At 47.0% G+C, this 14,208-nt stretch carries 14 protein-coding genes, 3 tRNA genes, 1 rRNA gene, 1 other RNA gene and 1 other annotated feature; of the genes, 16 read left to right on the top strand and 3 right to left on the bottom strand.

The annotated features are described in order from the left end of the window. Together rrf and guaB are read left to right on the top strand one after the other, a co-directional pair. Positions 1-87, top strand: a 5S ribosomal RNA gene (gene rrf / locus R7V76_RS16305); the annotation flags it as partial. Positions 88-242: 155 nt separating this feature from the next. Continuing rightward, the gene (gene guaB / locus R7V76_RS16300) at positions 243-1,709 is read left to right on the top strand and encodes an IMP dehydrogenase (protein WP_012368922.1); all 1,467 of its coding nucleotides are present in this window, start codon (positions 243-245) and stop codon (positions 1,707-1,709) included. 62 nt (positions 1,710-1,771) lie between these two features. Here the strand turns inward: guaB and pdxR are convergent, their stop codons facing one another. Further along, positions 1,772-3,166, bottom strand: coding sequence for a MocR-like pyridoxine biosynthesis transcription factor PdxR (gene pdxR, locus R7V76_RS16295; RefSeq protein WP_214767900.1), 1,395 nt, complete (start codon positions 3,164-3,166; stop codon positions 1,772-1,774). Between the two features lie 130 nt (positions 3,167-3,296). On the opposite strand from pdxR, the gene pdxS reads away from it, so the two are divergent. The 8 genes from pdxS to R7V76_RS16255 all read left to right on the top strand — a co-directional run bounded on the left by pdxS (position 3,297) and on the right by R7V76_RS16255 (position 8,709). Beyond that, entirely contained in the window at positions 3,297-4,184 is an 888-nt protein-coding gene (gene pdxS / locus R7V76_RS16290; RefSeq protein ID WP_290829012.1) for a pyridoxal 5'-phosphate synthase lyase subunit PdxS, read from the top strand. Then, positions 4,178-4,756: a pyridoxal 5'-phosphate synthase glutaminase subunit PdxT gene (pdxT, locus tag R7V76_RS16285; protein WP_290829006.1), complete on the top strand. Its 579-nt coding sequence runs from the start codon at positions 4,178-4,180 to the stop codon at positions 4,754-4,756. The genes pdxS and pdxT overlap by 7 nt, the downstream gene beginning before the upstream one ends. Before the next feature lie 94 nt (positions 4,757-4,850). Then, entirely contained in the window at positions 4,851-6,098 is a 1,248-nt protein-coding gene (locus R7V76_RS16280) for a D-alanyl-D-alanine carboxypeptidase family protein (protein WP_318094304.1), read from the top strand. A 12-nt stretch (positions 6,099-6,110) separates the two neighbouring features. Next, positions 6,111-6,319 (top strand) — a binding site (T-box leader). 63 nt (positions 6,320-6,382) lie between these two features. Beyond that, on the top strand, positions 6,383-7,660 hold the full coding sequence (gene serS / locus R7V76_RS16275) for a serine--tRNA ligase (protein ID WP_318094303.1): 1,278 nt from the start codon (positions 6,383-6,385) through the stop codon (positions 7,658-7,660). 137 nt (positions 7,661-7,797) lie between these two features. After that, a tRNA-Ser gene (locus R7V76_RS16270) sits at positions 7,798-7,888 on the top strand. A gap of 35 nt (positions 7,889-7,923) precedes the next feature. Next, positions 7,924-8,014: transfer RNA gene (locus tag R7V76_RS16265), tRNA-Ser, on the top strand. A gap of 34 nt (positions 8,015-8,048) precedes the next feature. Further along, a tRNA-Ser gene (locus tag R7V76_RS16260) sits at positions 8,049-8,138 on the top strand. A gap of 106 nt (positions 8,139-8,244) precedes the next feature. Next, entirely contained in the window at positions 8,245-8,709 is a 465-nt protein-coding gene (locus tag R7V76_RS16255) for a DinB family protein (RefSeq protein WP_318094302.1), read from the top strand. Between the two features lie 38 nt (positions 8,710-8,747). Here the strand turns inward: R7V76_RS16255 and R7V76_RS16250 are convergent, their stop codons facing one another. Then, positions 8,748-9,425, bottom strand: coding sequence for a deoxynucleoside kinase (locus R7V76_RS16250; protein WP_012368928.1), 678 nt, complete (start codon positions 9,423-9,425; stop codon positions 8,748-8,750). Beyond that, on the bottom strand, positions 9,422-10,051 hold the full coding sequence (locus R7V76_RS16245) for a deoxynucleoside kinase (protein ID WP_290828998.1): 630 nt from the start codon (positions 10,049-10,051) through the stop codon (positions 9,422-9,424). The genes R7V76_RS16250 and R7V76_RS16245 overlap by 4 nt, the downstream gene beginning before the upstream one ends. Positions 10,052-10,159: 108 nt before the next feature. Here R7V76_RS16245 and tadA point away from each other — a divergent pair, with 108 nt between their 5' ends. The 6 genes from tadA (at position 10,160) to R7V76_RS16215 (ending at position 13,945) form a co-directional block, all read left to right on the top strand. After that, the gene (gene tadA / locus R7V76_RS16240) at positions 10,160-10,666 is read left to right on the top strand and encodes a tRNA adenosine(34) deaminase TadA (protein ID WP_290828996.1); all 507 of its coding nucleotides are present in this window, start codon (positions 10,160-10,162) and stop codon (positions 10,664-10,666) included. 48 nt (positions 10,667-10,714) lie between these two features. After that, an RNA gene (ffs, locus tag R7V76_RS16235) (signal recognition particle sRNA large type) lies at positions 10,715-10,981 on the top strand. 95 nt (positions 10,982-11,076) lie between these two features. After that, positions 11,077-12,762, top strand: a complete 1,686-nt coding sequence (gene dnaX / locus R7V76_RS16230) for a DNA polymerase III subunit gamma/tau (protein ID WP_012368931.1) — start codon at positions 11,077-11,079, stop codon at positions 12,760-12,762. Positions 12,763-12,785: 23 nt separating this feature from the next. Then, positions 12,786-13,106, top strand: coding sequence for a YbaB/EbfC family nucleoid-associated protein (locus tag R7V76_RS16225; protein ID WP_012368932.1), 321 nt, complete (start codon positions 12,786-12,788; stop codon positions 13,104-13,106). An 18-nt stretch (positions 13,107-13,124) separates the two neighbouring features. Beyond that, on the top strand, positions 13,125-13,724 hold the full coding sequence (gene recR / locus R7V76_RS16220) for a recombination mediator RecR (protein WP_012368933.1): 600 nt from the start codon (positions 13,125-13,127) through the stop codon (positions 13,722-13,724). After that, positions 13,721-13,945 carry a YaaL family protein gene (locus R7V76_RS16215; protein ID WP_290828990.1) on the top strand — a complete coding sequence of 75 codons (225 nt, stop codon included), beginning with the start codon at positions 13,721-13,723 and terminating at the stop codon, positions 13,943-13,945. Before recR ends, R7V76_RS16215 begins: the two co-directional genes overlap by 4 nt. The last annotated feature ends 263 nt before the right edge of the window (positions 13,946-14,208 follow it).

Below are 14,208 nucleotides of genomic sequence, written 5' to 3'. Positions count from 1 at the left end.
CGTTCCCATGCCGAACACGGAAGTTAAGCACTTGAACGCCGAAAGTAGTTGGGGGCTTCCCCCTGTGAGGATAGGACGTTGCCAGGCAAGTAAGAGACCGATCTGCATTTTGCAGGTCGGTCTTTTTGTGTTATGTGAAACTTCAGATTGTTCTGATTATTGGTGGAGTCATTGACATGCCACCTCTCGCTTGTTACCATAACATCAATATTCTTTTATAGAAGAGAAAGCGAGTGGATAACATGTGGGAGAACAAATTTGCTAAAGAAGGCTTGACGTTTGATGACGTCTTGCTCGTACCACGTCGTTCAAGTGTCTTACCGCGAGATGTTGATTTGTCTGTAACATTATGCGAAGGAATTACATTAAACATTCCTTTAATCAGTGCAGGGATGGATACCGTAACAGAAGCTCCGATGGCGATTGCCATGGCACGTCAAGGTGGTCTTGGAGTCATCCACAAGAACATGTCGATGGAAGATCAAGCCGAACATGTCGATCGTGTTAAGCGGTCAGAGAATGGTGTCATTACAAATCCGTTTTACCTCACGCCAGAACGACAAGTCTATGATGCTGAATATTTGATGAGTAAGTACCGGATTTCAGGTGTTCCGATCGTCAATAACGAAACAGAACGCAAATTGGTCGGTATCTTAACTAACCGCGATCTCCGTTTCGTAAAAGATTACTCTACCGTCATTGAAACTGTCATGACGACGGAAGAACTGGTCACAGCAAAAGTCGGTACTTCTTTAGAAGAAGCCGAACAGATTCTCCACAAACATCGGATTGAAAAGTTACCACTCGTCGATGAGAACGGAGTTTTAAAAGGTTTGATTACAACAAAGGATATTGAAAAAGTTGAACAGTATCCGCATGCAGCCAAAGATTCATTTGGACGTCTGCTCGTCGCAGCAGCTGTCGGTGTAACGAAAGATGCCTCGGTTCGTGCCAAGTTCCTCGTAGATGCAGGAGTTGACGCATTGGTCGTCGACACGGCACACGGTCACTCAGAAGGGGTTCTCGTGAAAGTACGCGAACTTCGGGACGAGTATCCGAACTTGCCAATCATCGCAGGAAACGTCGCAACAGCTGAAGCGACACGTGACTTGATTGAAGCAGGTGCTTCTGTCATCAAAGTCGGAATTGGACCAGGGTCTATTTGTACGACACGTGTCGTGGCCGGAGTCGGTGTTCCACAAATCACAGCAGTCTTTGATTGTGCAACAGAAGCCCGTAAGCACGGTGTCTCGATTATCGCTGATGGCGGAATCAAGTATTCCGGTGATATCGTCAAAGCACTCGCAGCAGGCGGTCATGCAGTCATGTTAGGCAGTCTTCTCGCCGGCGTGGAAGAAAGCCCGGGAGAAATGGAAATTTACCAAGGCCGTCAATTCAAAACGTATCGTGGTATGGGATCGGAAGCCTCAATGAAACGCGGCAGCCAAGACCGTTATTTCCAAGAAGCCGACAAGAAATTTGTTCCAGAAGGAATCGAAGGTCGCGTCGCATACCGCGGTAAACTCGGTGACTCGGTTTACCAACTCGTCGGAGGGATCCGCTCAGGAATGGGATACTGTGGTTCTGCTTCACTTGAAGAATTACGTGAAGAAACACAGTTCATCCGGATGACAGGTGCAGGTTTACAGGAAAGCCATCCTCACGATATTCAGATTACGAAAGAAGCTTCAAACTATACACGTCAATAATCAAAAATCCTGCGACCTGAATAGGCCGCAGGATTTTTTTGTGGATAACCTTGTGGATACTTTTATTTTAACTGCCAAGCGGCAACGAGTTCGGTCAGTCCTTGCATCAATTGTTGTTCTGTTAAACTGGCAAACCCGAGGACAATTTGTGGATAAGCTGTGGATAACGGCAACTGGGCATAATCCGATAATCCATATACTTGGATCGAGGAGTCCTTCGCTCGTCGCAGCAATTCCTGTTCTCCCATGCCATTTGAGACGGAGAGGACGACATGCAGTCCGGCACTTTCTCCCGTCAATTTCAGAAAAGGTACATCCCGGAGAGCGTGGACAACGACATCGAGTTTGCGGCGGTAGATTTTCCGCATGCGGTTCAAATGTTTCTCGAAGTCGCCCTCTTTCATGAAGCGCGTCAAAATCGTTTGATCAAATCGGGAGACACTACACGTATAGTATGGAAATTCAGTTTGATAGCGTTCTAATAAAGGTCGTGGCAATACCATATATCCGATGCGAAGGGACGGCATCAGTGATTTTGAGAATGTACTCAGATAAATCACCCGTTCACTGTCCATACTGTGCAAAGAAGGAATGGATTTTCCGCTGTACCGGAATTCGCTATCATAATCGTCTTCGATGATATAACGGCGATCCGATGCAGCGGCCCAGTTTAACAGTTGACGGCGTCGATTGACGGATAAAATACTGCCCGACGGAAACTGGTGAGCCGGTGTCACATACATAACATCGACAGGACTTTGAACGAGGGAAGGAATCACTAAGCCGTTTTGGTCGACCGGAATCGGAACCGCCGATCGTTCATGACTTTCAAGGATCAGACGTGTCGCATGATACCCGGGATCTTCGATGCCATAGGTTGTCGTTTTTCCTAATAAAAAGATGATATGCGGTAACAATTGCTCAACACCGGAACCGATGATGATCTGCTCCGGCGAACAGACGACTCCCCGTGAATGGTAGAGGTACGTCGCAATCTCGAGACGTAATGATAGATCACCTTGCGGGTGTCCAAGCGAGACGAGTGATTGATGTTGTTCGTCGATGACATCTTTTGCGTGTTTTCGCCAACGGGAGAAAGGAAAGGATGAGCCATCGATTTTACTGGGATGAAAATCGTAACGCATGGCTGGTTGTTGATTTGAACGTTGACTTGTCGGCAGAGGCGTTGTTTTGACGTATGCCAGTTCTTCGTAGGCTAAGACGAAGTAACCTTTCCTGGAAACGGATTCGACATATCCTTCTGCGACCAACTGTTGATAAGCCAGTTCGATTGTCGTCTGGCTGAGATTTAAAAACTGACCAAGCTTTCGTTTTGATGGTAATTTCGTTCCGTAAGCAAGGCGTCCTTCAATGATTTCCTGACGGATTTGCTGGTACAGCTGTTCGTACAGCGGACGATTTCCGTCCCGTATCAACTCAAACGATAACATGTCCATAACTGATCTCCCTTTTCACTGACCTGGTTAATTTATCATAAACTGATACTTTTAAAATAGTCAAAGGGAAATATACTAAAAAGTATCACCGATTGGAAATACTATCACTGTCTAGGGGGAGTTCATAATGATGGAACGGCAACAAGGATCAGATCGTGTCAAACGGGGAATGGCTGAAATGCAAAAGGGTGGCGTCATCATGGATGTCGTGAATGCGGAACAGGCTAAAATCGCAGAAGCCGCCGGGGCGGTGGCTGTCATGGCACTTGAACGTGTGCCGTCGGATATCCGGCGTGACGGGGGAGTAGCCCGGATGGCCGATCCGCTCATCACGGAAGAGGTCCTGCAGGCAGTATCCATTCCCGTGATGGCGAAGTGCCGGATCGGGCATATCGTCGAAGCACGGGTTCTCGAATCGTTGGGTGTTGATTTTATTGATGAAAGTGAAGTCCTGACGCCGGCAGACGAGGAGTATCATTTATTGAAGTCATCATTTACCGTACCGTTCGTCTGCGGAGCACGTGATTTAGGAGAAGCGGCGCGCCGGATTGCAGAAGGAGCAGCGATGATCCGGACAAAAGGGGAACCCGGAACCGGTAATGTCGTCGAAGCTGTCCGGCATATGCGTAAGATTCAAGCACAACTCCACCAGATTCTTCATTCGCAACCGGATGAATTGATGACGCGTGCTAAAGAGTGGGGCGCATCTTACGAGGTCTTACAACAGATTCAGACAACAGGACGTCTTCCGGTCGTGAATTTTGCGGCTGGCGGAATCGCGACTCCGGCCGATGCGGCATTGATGATGCACCTTGGAGCCGACGGCGTATTTGTCGGTTCCGGTATCTTTAAATCGGAACATCCGGAACGCGTCGCGAAAGCGATTGTCGAAGCCGTGACATACAAAGACGATTTTGAACGGATTGCCCATCTGTCGAAAGGACTCGGAACAGCGATGAAAGGAATTGATGTGACGTCGATGCCGTTTGAAGAACGGATGGCACCACGAGGATGGTAATCGGTATATTAGGTGTCCAAGGCGCCGTACGCGAACATCAAGAGATGCTTCATCTGCTTGGAGTCAAAACGATGATCGTCAAATCAAGCGCGGACTTGGACGGAATCGACGGTTTAATCTTGCCTGGCGGCGAATCGACGACGATCCGCCGGCTGATTGACCGTTATGGTTTACTGGATGTCTTGCGACGCCAAGCCGATACTTTGCCGATGTTCGGGACATGTGCCGGGATGATTTTGCTGGCAAGCGAATTGACTGAAGGTCCTGCCCACTTAGGGGCGATTCCGATGACGGTCAGACGCAATGCGTTCGGACGACAAATCGACAGTTTTGAAACCTCCTTGAACGTCGAAGGTGCCGGTCAGGATCTTGAAGCTGTTTTTATTCGAGCTCCTTTCGTCGAACAGGTCGGAGAAGGAGTACGTGTCCTGGCTGCAATCGGGACAGCCGCCGTTGTCGTCGAGACGGATCTTCATCTTGCCTGCTCCTTCCATCCGGAGCTGACTTCAGATCGGCGTCTCCATGATTATTTCATTCAAAAAATCAGACGGCGGACAGCTGTTTCTGTTTAATCAAAAGCAAGAGAGAAACCGTCAGTTTCCGGCTGTCGGTTTCTTTTTTTGTGCTACACTGAAAAGATATAACATCATTTGAAGGAGAGGACCGATGAAACGTCTTTTCACACTCTTTCTGAGTGTACTTATACTGACTGCTGGTGGACAGCCGATGACAGGTCATGCTGAGACACCGGACATTCAGGCAGAATCTTACATAATGGTCGATGCGGTAACAGGCAAGATCTTATTGGCTGAACAGGCTGATTTGGCTCTGCCTCCGGCTTCGATGACAAAATTAATGACGCTTTATCTCGTGCGTCAGCAAATTGAACAAAAAAAATTATCATGGAATCAAACGGTTCGACCAAGCGAAAAAGTACTGAAGCTTGCGAAAACACCGGGAATCGCTAGGTTGCCGATTCGAAAAACAACGTATACCATTCGGGAATTGTACGACGCAGCTTTTATTAAATCGGCTAACGATGCCGCCGTTCTCCTGGCAGAAGTCATGGCCGGAACGGAAAAGCAGTTCGTAGAACGGATGAATGAAACAGCTGTTGCGTTAGGGATGAAAGATACCGAATACGCCAATGCTTCAGGACTCGATGCCATCGATGCGACATTACCGGGAACAAACTTGATGACGGCGATGGATATCTCTCTTTTGATCATCCGCTATATTCAAGACTATCCGGATGTATTAGATGTGACAAAACGTTCGTTCATTACAATCAATGGAGAAAAGGTCGAAAACTCCAATAAGATGTTGCCGCGCCAACCGTATGCGTATAGCGGAATGCGGGGGATGAAGACCGGAACGACGGACCTTGCCGGATACTGTTTTGCGAGTGTCGCTACACGCGGGAATTTAACACTCGTATCGGTCGTCATGCGAACGACATCCGATAAAGCCCGATTTGCAGAAACGAAAAAACTGCTGGATTACGGTTTTTCTTCTTTTGAACCGTTGACGTATTACGGAAAAGGGGAACAAATCAAAGGTGTCTTGCCGATCCGGGGGGCAAAACAAGCCCGCTACGATGTCGTGACGAAAACAGCATTGTACGTGACCGTGTTAAAAAACCAAACGAAACCGCATACGCCTGTCTTTCAATTTTCAAAAGCAGAAGCACCGTTAAAAGAAGGTGAAATCATCGGGAACGTCCAAGTGGAAGACAGCGGACGATACTTGCCCGGATTTACCATTCCTCAGGCTACAGTGACCAGTGCTGCGAAGGTTGAGTTGGCAAGCTTCCAGACCCGTTTATTCCGCGCCGTTTCGGCCTGGTCCAAAAAAATCAGTCAAGCGATTCATCAACCAACCCTTGTCAACCGTAAAGGGGATAGTGTAAAGTAAAGCTAATCTCATAATGATGTCATGAACGGACCAAGTAGAAGCATTTATTCTGTTAAGAGAGCTAGTGGGTGGTGCGAACTAGTCAGAAGGATACTTTGAATCGAGCCGGATCACACACCTTGCGAACAAGGTGCGGGTACGCCCGTTATCGCGTCTTTAGAGTTGGCTGATCTAATCAGCAATGAGGGTGGCAACGCGGATCCAGGTGATTCGTCCCTCTTCGGTTTTTTAGAACCGGAGAGGGATGGATTGCCTTTTTTTATTGAAAAAAAGGAGGAAAAAACATGATTGATATTAAACGACTGCGTCAGGATTTTGACGCGATTCAAGAAAAACTGGCTCACCGGGGAGAAGATTTAACGGATATGAACCGGTTCATCGCCCTTGATGAAAAACGCCGGGAATTGATTGCCAAAACAGAAGTCCTGAAAGCAGAACGAAATGAAGCGACAAAAAAAATCGCGGAACTAAAACGCAACAAAGAAAATGCGGATGAAGCAATTGCTGCGATGCGCCAAGTCGGGGATGAAGTCAAAGCCCTCGATGAAGAACTGCGTGAAGTTGGAGCGACGCTGAACCTGTTGTTACTCGGTATTCCGAACATTCCCCATGACAGCGTCCCAATCGGTTCTACGGAAGATGATAATGTCGTCATCCGCGAAGTCGGTGACAAGCCGGCGTTTGATTTTGAAGCCGTACCGCACTGGGATTTGATGGAACAGTTGAAAATCGTTGACGTCGAACGGGCCGGAAAAGTAACGGGAAGCCGCTTTGTCTTCTACCGTGGCGCCGGTGCACGTCTTGAGCGGGCATTGATCAACTTCATGATGGATTTACACCAGGATAAAAACGGATATACGGAAATCCTTCCGCCGCTCATGGTCAACCGGGATTCTATGACAGGAACAGGACAGCTTCCGAAATTCGAGGAAGATGCGTTTAAAGTCGAAGATACGAACTACTTCCTCGTCCCGACAGCAGAAGTACCGGTGACGAACATGCACCGGGACGAAATTTTGTCAGCGGATCAATTGCCGATCGGTTATGCAGCCTACAGCCAATGTTTCCGGTCTGAAGCAGGTTCTGCTGGCCGTGATACGCGCGGCTTGATCCGTCAGCACCAATTCAACAAAGTGGAGCTCGTTCGTTTCGTCAAACCGGAAGAATCATACGAACAGCTTGAATTGCTGACAGGACAAGCGGAGGAAGTCTTGAAATTACTCAAACTTCCGTATCAGGTCCTCAGCATGTGTACAGCTGATCTTGGTTTCACAGCTGCGAAGAAGTATGACATCGAAGTCTGGATGCCGAGCCAAGGAGTGTACCGTGAGATTTCTTCTTGCTCAAACTTTGAAGATTTCCAAGCGCGCCGGGCACAAATCCGTTTCCGTCGGGAAGCGAATGCTAAACCGGAATTCGTTCATACATTAAACGGATCAGCACTTGCGGTCGGTCGGACAGTCGCTGCCATTCTCGAGAACTACCAGCAAGCAGATGGATCAGTTGTTATTCCAGAAGTACTTCGTCCTTATATGGGCGGTCTTGAAGTCATTCAAGGATAAGTGGGAAGGGGGAGATTTCCCCCTTCTAATTTTTTAAAAAGTTTTTTTAGAAAAAGGCTTTACACAATAAAACCAAGATGCTATCATAATTTATGTCAGGAAGGCGCTCGTACAACACGACGCTCAATTATAAGTACGGAGGCGTACTCAAGTGGTTTAAGAGAACGGTCTTGAAAACCGTCAGGCGGCGAAAGCCGTGCGTGGGTTCGAATCCCACCGCCTCCTCCATTTCTTTTTTTTTACCTGAAAACTACATATAACTTGGAGGCGTACTCAAGTGGTTTAAGAGAACGGTCTTGAAAACCGTCAGGCGGCGAAAGCCGTGCGTGGGTTCGAATCCCACCGCCTCCTCCACTTCTTTTTTTTTACCTAAAATTACATTTAACATGGAGTCGTACCCAAGCCCGGCTGAAGGGGACGGACTCGAAATCCGTTAGGGGTCGCAAGGCCCGCGTGGGTTCGAATCCCACCGACTCCGCTTATATAAGCATCTCTCCTTTATGGTGAGGTGCTTTTTTATTGCGTCCATCGAGAGTGGCATGCTATGTTTTCCTACATCTTAGACAGAAAAAGGAGCAGCAACTATGACACTCACGAAACAAACGTTACTCACCCATTACCAAGACACGATGGAATTTGTCCGTAGTCTTGAACACATATCAGAAGAAGCATGGCGGACGCCTTATGCTGAAGGGAAATGGACGGTCGCTGAGATCATCGGTCATTTATCACCGTGGGACCGATTCCTTGTCGCGGAACGCTTGCCGTTTATCTTGGCAGATGAGCCGTTTCGTGTAAAACCGGACAGCCAGGCTGTTAACGAAGAGGCGGCGAAAATGAGTCGGGAACAACAACGAATCTTGACGATTGATGAATTCTTGGTCAGTCGTGACCGCTTGCATCGTGCCGTTGAACTGATTCCGGAAGAACGTTTGGCGGATACGTTTACGTCAAAAGGAAAGACCATTTCACTTCTCGATTTTTTAGGGGCGATGATGCAACACGATTTACATCACCGGGCTCAAATTGAACAAGTCACTAAAGCATAAAAAAAGCCCGTCGACATTTCTGTCGACGGGCTTTTGGATTAGCGGATTTTAGCGGTGCGGGCAACTTCGAGTTGTTTATCGATTTTTGATAAAATCCGTTCGATCGATTCCGGTTCGTTCAATAAATCGTATTCATCGATCGATAAACGGAGGACCGGGCAAATCGTGAAGTTATTGATCCAGTTCGTGTACCGTTCGTACATCTCTTCCCAGTATTCGATTGGCGTTTGCTGTTCCATTTCGCGTCCGCGTAAGCGAATCCGCTCAAGAACTTGTTCAAACGAACCTTCGAGATAAATCAGGAGATCCGGATGCGGGAAGAATGGTGTCATGACCATGGCGTCAAACAAACTCGAGTAGGTTTCGTAATCTGTTGGTGACATCGTTCCTTTTTCGAAATGCATCTTCGCGAAGATGCCTGTATCTTCGTAAATCGAACGGTCTTGAATGAAACCGCCGCCATATTGGAAGATTTTCTTTTGTTCCTTAAAACGTTCAGCAAGGAAGTAAATTTGTAAGTGGAAGCTCCAGCGCTCGAAATCATGATAAAATTTGTCCAGGTAAGGGTTTGTATCGACTTTTTCAAGAGATGTCCGGAAACCAAGAGAGTCTGCTAGACCGTTTGTAATCGTCGATTTACCGATACCGACCATTCCACCAATCGTAATGACGGCATCTGCCGGGATATTATACTTTTCACGTAATTTCGAGTTCATGCGTGGTTCGCTCCTTCATATAATTCGTTGCGGATCTTTGTCAGGACGTATTCTAAATCTTCCGGCCGTTTGACGAAGTCGAGTTCATCTCCGTTGAATCGGATGACTTTCACTTCCGGATGTTTGATTTGGTAATCTGTGACGAATGTCTCGTAGTCAGCCGCCAGTTGTTCGAGGTAAGCACGTGACATGTTTTCTTCAATCTCGCGTCCCCGTAGAGCAACACGTCTCATCAACGTGTCGATGCTTGCATCTAAATAAATGACTGCATCGGGCTTTGGCATATCTGTTGTCAGGATCGAATAAATCTGTTCGTACTTATCGAGGTGCTCGACTTTCAGAGAACGATGGGCAAAGATAAGGTTTTTAAAGATATGATAATCAGCGACGACAGAGCGTTGTTTACTGAGATAGTGACGTTCGATATCATCGAGCTGCTTAAAGCGATTACACAGGAAGAACATTTCCGTTTGGAAACTCCATTCTTCGATGTCTTCATAGAACTTTCCAAGAAAGGGATTTTCTTCGACGATTTCGCGTAACATAGAAAATGAGAAATGGTGACTGATGGCGTTAGCAAGTGAAGTTTTTCCAACACCAATGGGTCCTTCAACCGTTATGAACATATTCAATTACCCTCCGTTCAGCAAAGTGCAATTTATATTTTAGCACAAAGCAGCGGCACCTGCCGAAGTTTCAGCGGGAGAATTTTTGTAAAGATAGGAAGTGTGATGATGGAACGGCATGAACACTATATGCGCCTTGCCATTGAGGAAGCAAAAAAAGCAAAAGCAATCGGTGAAGTCCCGATTGGTTGTGTCATCGTCAAAGGAGATGAGGTGATTGCGACCGGTTATAACCACCGGGAAACGAATCATCAGGCGACGGCACATGCCGAATTACTCGCAATTGAAGAAGCCTGCAGCAAGCTCGCCAACTGGCGTCTCGAAGGATGCGAACTCTATGTGACGCTTGAACCATGTCCGATGTGTGCAGGAGCCATCATGCTGTCGCGGATCGAACACGTCATCTTTGGAGCCGTTGATCCGAAGGGTGGATGTTGCGGCACTTTGATGAATTTAGTCCAGGATGAACGGTTCAATCATGTTTCGCAATTAACGGGCGGCGTTCTTGAACAGGAGTGCGGTGAGATGTTGACGTCCTTTTTCCGGGAGCTCCGGGCGAAAAAGAAACAACGGAAACGGGCAATGGGTTGCAACGGGACCGATGAAACAGTATAATGAAAAAGCACTCGAAACAAGTGCCACTAAAATACGATAAACCATTTGCCGTGCTAGGTGGGGATGTAGCGGTTCCCTGTCACTCGCAATCCGCTATAGCGAGACTGAATTCCATATCGAGGGATAGGATTGGTGTGGTCTGCCTTACGTAAGTAGCGTTGACGTCTGAGTCCTGCGCAACAGATACCCATGAACCAGGTCAGGTCCGGAAGGAAGCAGCCTTAAGTGGTGCTCTCTGTGTGCCGCAGGAGCGCTTGGACTGAGCAGGCTGCGTGAGTAACGCATGTTGAACCTATTTCAGAATATGGTGCGCGGCAGTTTAATTTTAGATAACAAGTCTACAGCCGGTTTCGGTTGTAGACTTTTTTAGGTAGAATAGAAACAGGATTATAAATAGAGGAGGCGCAAACTTGGCCTATCAAGCATTATATCGTGTGTACCGGCCGCAACGTTTTGACGAAGTCGTCGGACAGGCACACATTACCCGGACGATTCAAAACGCCTTGATGGAAGAACGGATGTCGCATGCCTATCTGTTCTCTGGACCACGAGGAACGGGGAAAACAAGTCTGGCAAAAATCATTGCCAAGGCAATCAACTGTGAACAAGCGCCAGTAAATGAACCATGCAACGAATGTCCGACATGTCGGGCGATTACAGAAGGATCGAGTCCTGATGTGTTTGAAATCGATGCCGCGTCCAACAACGGCGTTGATGAAATCCGGGAAATCCGAGATAAGGTCAAATATCCGCCGTCAGAAGCAGCGTACAAAGTATATATCATTGATGAAGTCCACATGTTATCGACCGGTGCTTTCAATGCGTTACTTAAAACATTGGAAGAACCACCTGCACACGCCATTTTCATCCTGGCGACAACAGAGCCGCATAAAATACCGGCGACGATCATCTCACGTTGCCAACGTTTTGATGTCAAACGGCATGAAGTCGATCAACTGATGGAACGGATGCAGTACATCTTATCGGATCAAACGATCGGCTATACGGAAACCGCATTGCGGTTGATTGCCCGGGCAGCGGATGGTGGGATGCGGGATGCCTTAAGCCTGCTCGATCAGGCCGTCGCTTTTTCGAATGGAGACTTAACGGACGATGCTGTACTGGAAGTGACGGGGGCAGTGGAAGATGAAGCACTGCTCGCTGTCGCAAACGCATTACAAGCCCATCAAGTCGACCAGTTGTTGCAGACACTTGAAAAAATGCAACGGGCAGGAAAAGACTTAAAACGATTCGTCGAAGATCTGGTCTTTTTCTATCGCGATACGTTACTTCTCAAAACGTCTCCGACAGCAGTTGATCTTTTGGAACGGGCTCGGCCGACCGAGGCGTTCAAAACATTCGTCGAGACGATTGAGACGGAAGCATGTTTTCATATCATCGAACAATTACATGACTGCCAACAGCAGATGCGTTTGACGAATCATCCCCGTGTCCTGGTCGAAATTGCGTTCATTCAGATTGCGGAACAAGGACGAACGACCGGACAGATCATGCAGAGTCTCCAGCAAGAGGTACGGGAACTGAAGGAACAGATGCATCAGTTGAAAGTCACGGGAGTCCCGGCTGCTGAAGGAACGCCTGCGCAACAACCGGCTAAACGCAAACAAGCCCGACCAACTGTCCGGATTGCGAAAGAGCGGATTCGGCAAATGTTGAGTCGTGCAGAGAAGGCGCAGCTTCTTGAAATTCAAGAACGTTGGGATGCCATTTTGAAATTAATCTTGAAACAAGATGGTCCGATTTACTCTTTGGTGCATGAAAGTAAACCGGTCCTGTGTTCGGAAGATACATTGCTGATTGAGTTCGATAACGGAAAGGGCTGGCATTTTGAGCAGGTCATGACCAACGAACGGACCCGTTTCGTCATTGAAGAAGCACTGTTTGAGGTCTGCGGTGTGAAACGTCAGATTCTTGCGATTCTCGATAATGATTGGAAAGAACTAAAAGCAGAGTTTGTTGCGAAACGAAATAGTAGTAATATAGAAGAGAAAGAAGTGGCAGTCGAATCGGAAGAAGATCGACTGTTGTCCGAGACGCTCGGACGATTTGGTGATATCGTAGAATTCGAAGACTAATTTCAGTTAGAGGAGGAAGAATTATGCGTGGTATGGGAAACATGAATAACATGATGAAACAAATGCAGAAGATGCAAAAAGATATGGCGAAAGCTCAAGAAGAATTAAAGGACTTGACGGTTACGGGAACAGCTGGCGGAGAGATGGTCTCTGTCGTAGCGGATGGTCATAAAAATATCATCGATGTCATCATTAAAGAAGAAGTGGTTGATCCGGACGATGTCGAGATGATTCAAGATCTCGTTCTTGCTGCTACAAACGATGCTTTGAAAAAAGTAGATGAACTCGTTTCGAGTAAAATGGGTAAATTTACACAAGGAATGAACATGCCGGGAATGTTTTAAACTGTAGGGGGAAACGAATTGCAATATCCTGAAGCAATCAGCCGCTTAATCGAAAGTTTTACGAAGTTACCGGGTATTGGTCCGAAAACGGCTGTCCGTCTTGCATTTCATGTCCTTGATATGGAAGAAGATGATGTGCTGATGTTCGGAAAGGCACTCGTGAGCGCAAAGCGTGATATTTCATATTGTAGTATCTGTGGGAATATCACAGATAAAGATCCGTGTTACGTTTGTTCCGATAAACACCGTAACCGGACAATCGTCTGTGTCGTTCAAGATTCACGTGATGTCATCGCGATGGAAAAGATGCGGGATTACCAGGGCTTGTACCACGTATTACACGGGGCAATCAGTCCAATGGAAGGAATCGGTCCTGAAGATATCAATGTATCCAGTCTATTGACGCGTCTGCAGGCAGATGAAGCCATTACTGAAATCATCTTGGCAACGAATCCGAACATCGAAGGGGAAGCAACAGCGATGTATCTTTCCCGATTACTGAAACCGACCGGTATTCGTGTTACACGGATTGCTCATGGTCTTCCGGTTGGCGGTGATTTGGAGTACGCGGATGAAGTCACATTATCCCGTGCCATGGAGGGAAGACGGGAGTTATGAATTGGTTTCGGAAAAAAATCCGGAGCGAATATGATGAACGCTTTCTCCGTGAACTGACGCTGGCGCAAGAAAACTACTTGATGAAACGCCGTTTACTTGAAATCAGTTACGATGACTGTGGTGATCTCGAAGCTCAAATGAAGTTAGCGGAATCCGTTTATTACTTCTATATTAGAGAAGCGAAGAAACGGCGAGTCTCGTTACCGACTGTTCGCTTATAATGAAAAAGAGGAAGGCTGCCGCCTGGTAATGAGGTGGTAGCCTTCTTTTCTATTCTTTTTAAAATTAATTTAACAAAAGAGTTGTCATGTTGTAATTATCGTGGTATATTAATTCTTGTCCTTAAGAGGACGAGCGCACTGAACGAAACAAGAAAAAAACTTCTTTTAAAAAGTTGTTGACTTATTGTTTCAGACTTGGTATTCTAATTGAGTCGCCAAAACAGGCGCAGACGAACTTTGAAAACTGAACGATGAGGCAAAAA

Origin of the sequence: Exiguobacterium artemiae (assembly GCF_033342815.1) — a bacterium.
GTDB lineage: Bacteria > Bacillota > Bacilli > Exiguobacteriales > Exiguobacteriaceae > Exiguobacterium_A > Exiguobacterium_A artemiae_A.
The sequence above is the reverse complement of the archived record's forward strand: the minus strand, read 5'-3'. Positions and strand labels throughout refer to the sequence as shown.

What these genes read in the sequence shown, in the direction of transcription:
- guaB (WP_012368922.1), top strand. Translation starts at nt 243, where the DNA reads ATGTGGGAGAACAAATTTGCTAAAGAAGGCTTGACGTTTGATGACGTC.
- pdxR (WP_214767900.1), bottom strand. Translation starts at nt 3,166, where the DNA reads ATGGACATGTTATCGTTTGAGTTGATACGGGACGGAAATCGTCCGCTG.
- pdxS (WP_290829012.1), top strand. Translation starts at nt 3,297, where the DNA reads ATGGAACGGCAACAAGGATCAGATCGTGTCAAACGGGGAATGGCTGAA.
- pdxT (WP_290829006.1), top strand. Translation starts at nt 4,178, where the DNA reads ATGGTAATCGGTATATTAGGTGTCCAAGGCGCCGTACGCGAACATCAA.
- R7V76_RS16280 (WP_318094304.1), top strand. Translation starts at nt 4,851, where the DNA reads ATGAAACGTCTTTTCACACTCTTTCTGAGTGTACTTATACTGACTGCT.
- serS (WP_318094303.1), top strand. Translation starts at nt 6,383, where the DNA reads ATGATTGATATTAAACGACTGCGTCAGGATTTTGACGCGATTCAAGAA.
- R7V76_RS16255 (WP_318094302.1), top strand. Translation starts at nt 8,245, where the DNA reads ATGACACTCACGAAACAAACGTTACTCACCCATTACCAAGACACGATG.
- R7V76_RS16250 (WP_012368928.1), bottom strand. Translation starts at nt 9,425, where the DNA reads ATGAACTCGAAATTACGTGAAAAGTATAATATCCCGGCAGATGCCGTC.
- R7V76_RS16245 (WP_290828998.1), bottom strand. Translation starts at nt 10,051, where the DNA reads ATGTTCATAACGGTTGAAGGACCCATTGGTGTTGGAAAAACTTCACTT.
- tadA (WP_290828996.1), top strand. Translation starts at nt 10,160, where the DNA reads ATGGAACGGCATGAACACTATATGCGCCTTGCCATTGAGGAAGCAAAA.
- R7V76_RS16225 (WP_012368932.1), top strand. Translation starts at nt 12,786, where the DNA reads ATGCGTGGTATGGGAAACATGAATAACATGATGAAACAAATGCAGAAG.
- R7V76_RS16215 (WP_290828990.1), top strand. Translation starts at nt 13,721, where the DNA reads ATGAATTGGTTTCGGAAAAAAATCCGGAGCGAATATGATGAACGCTTT.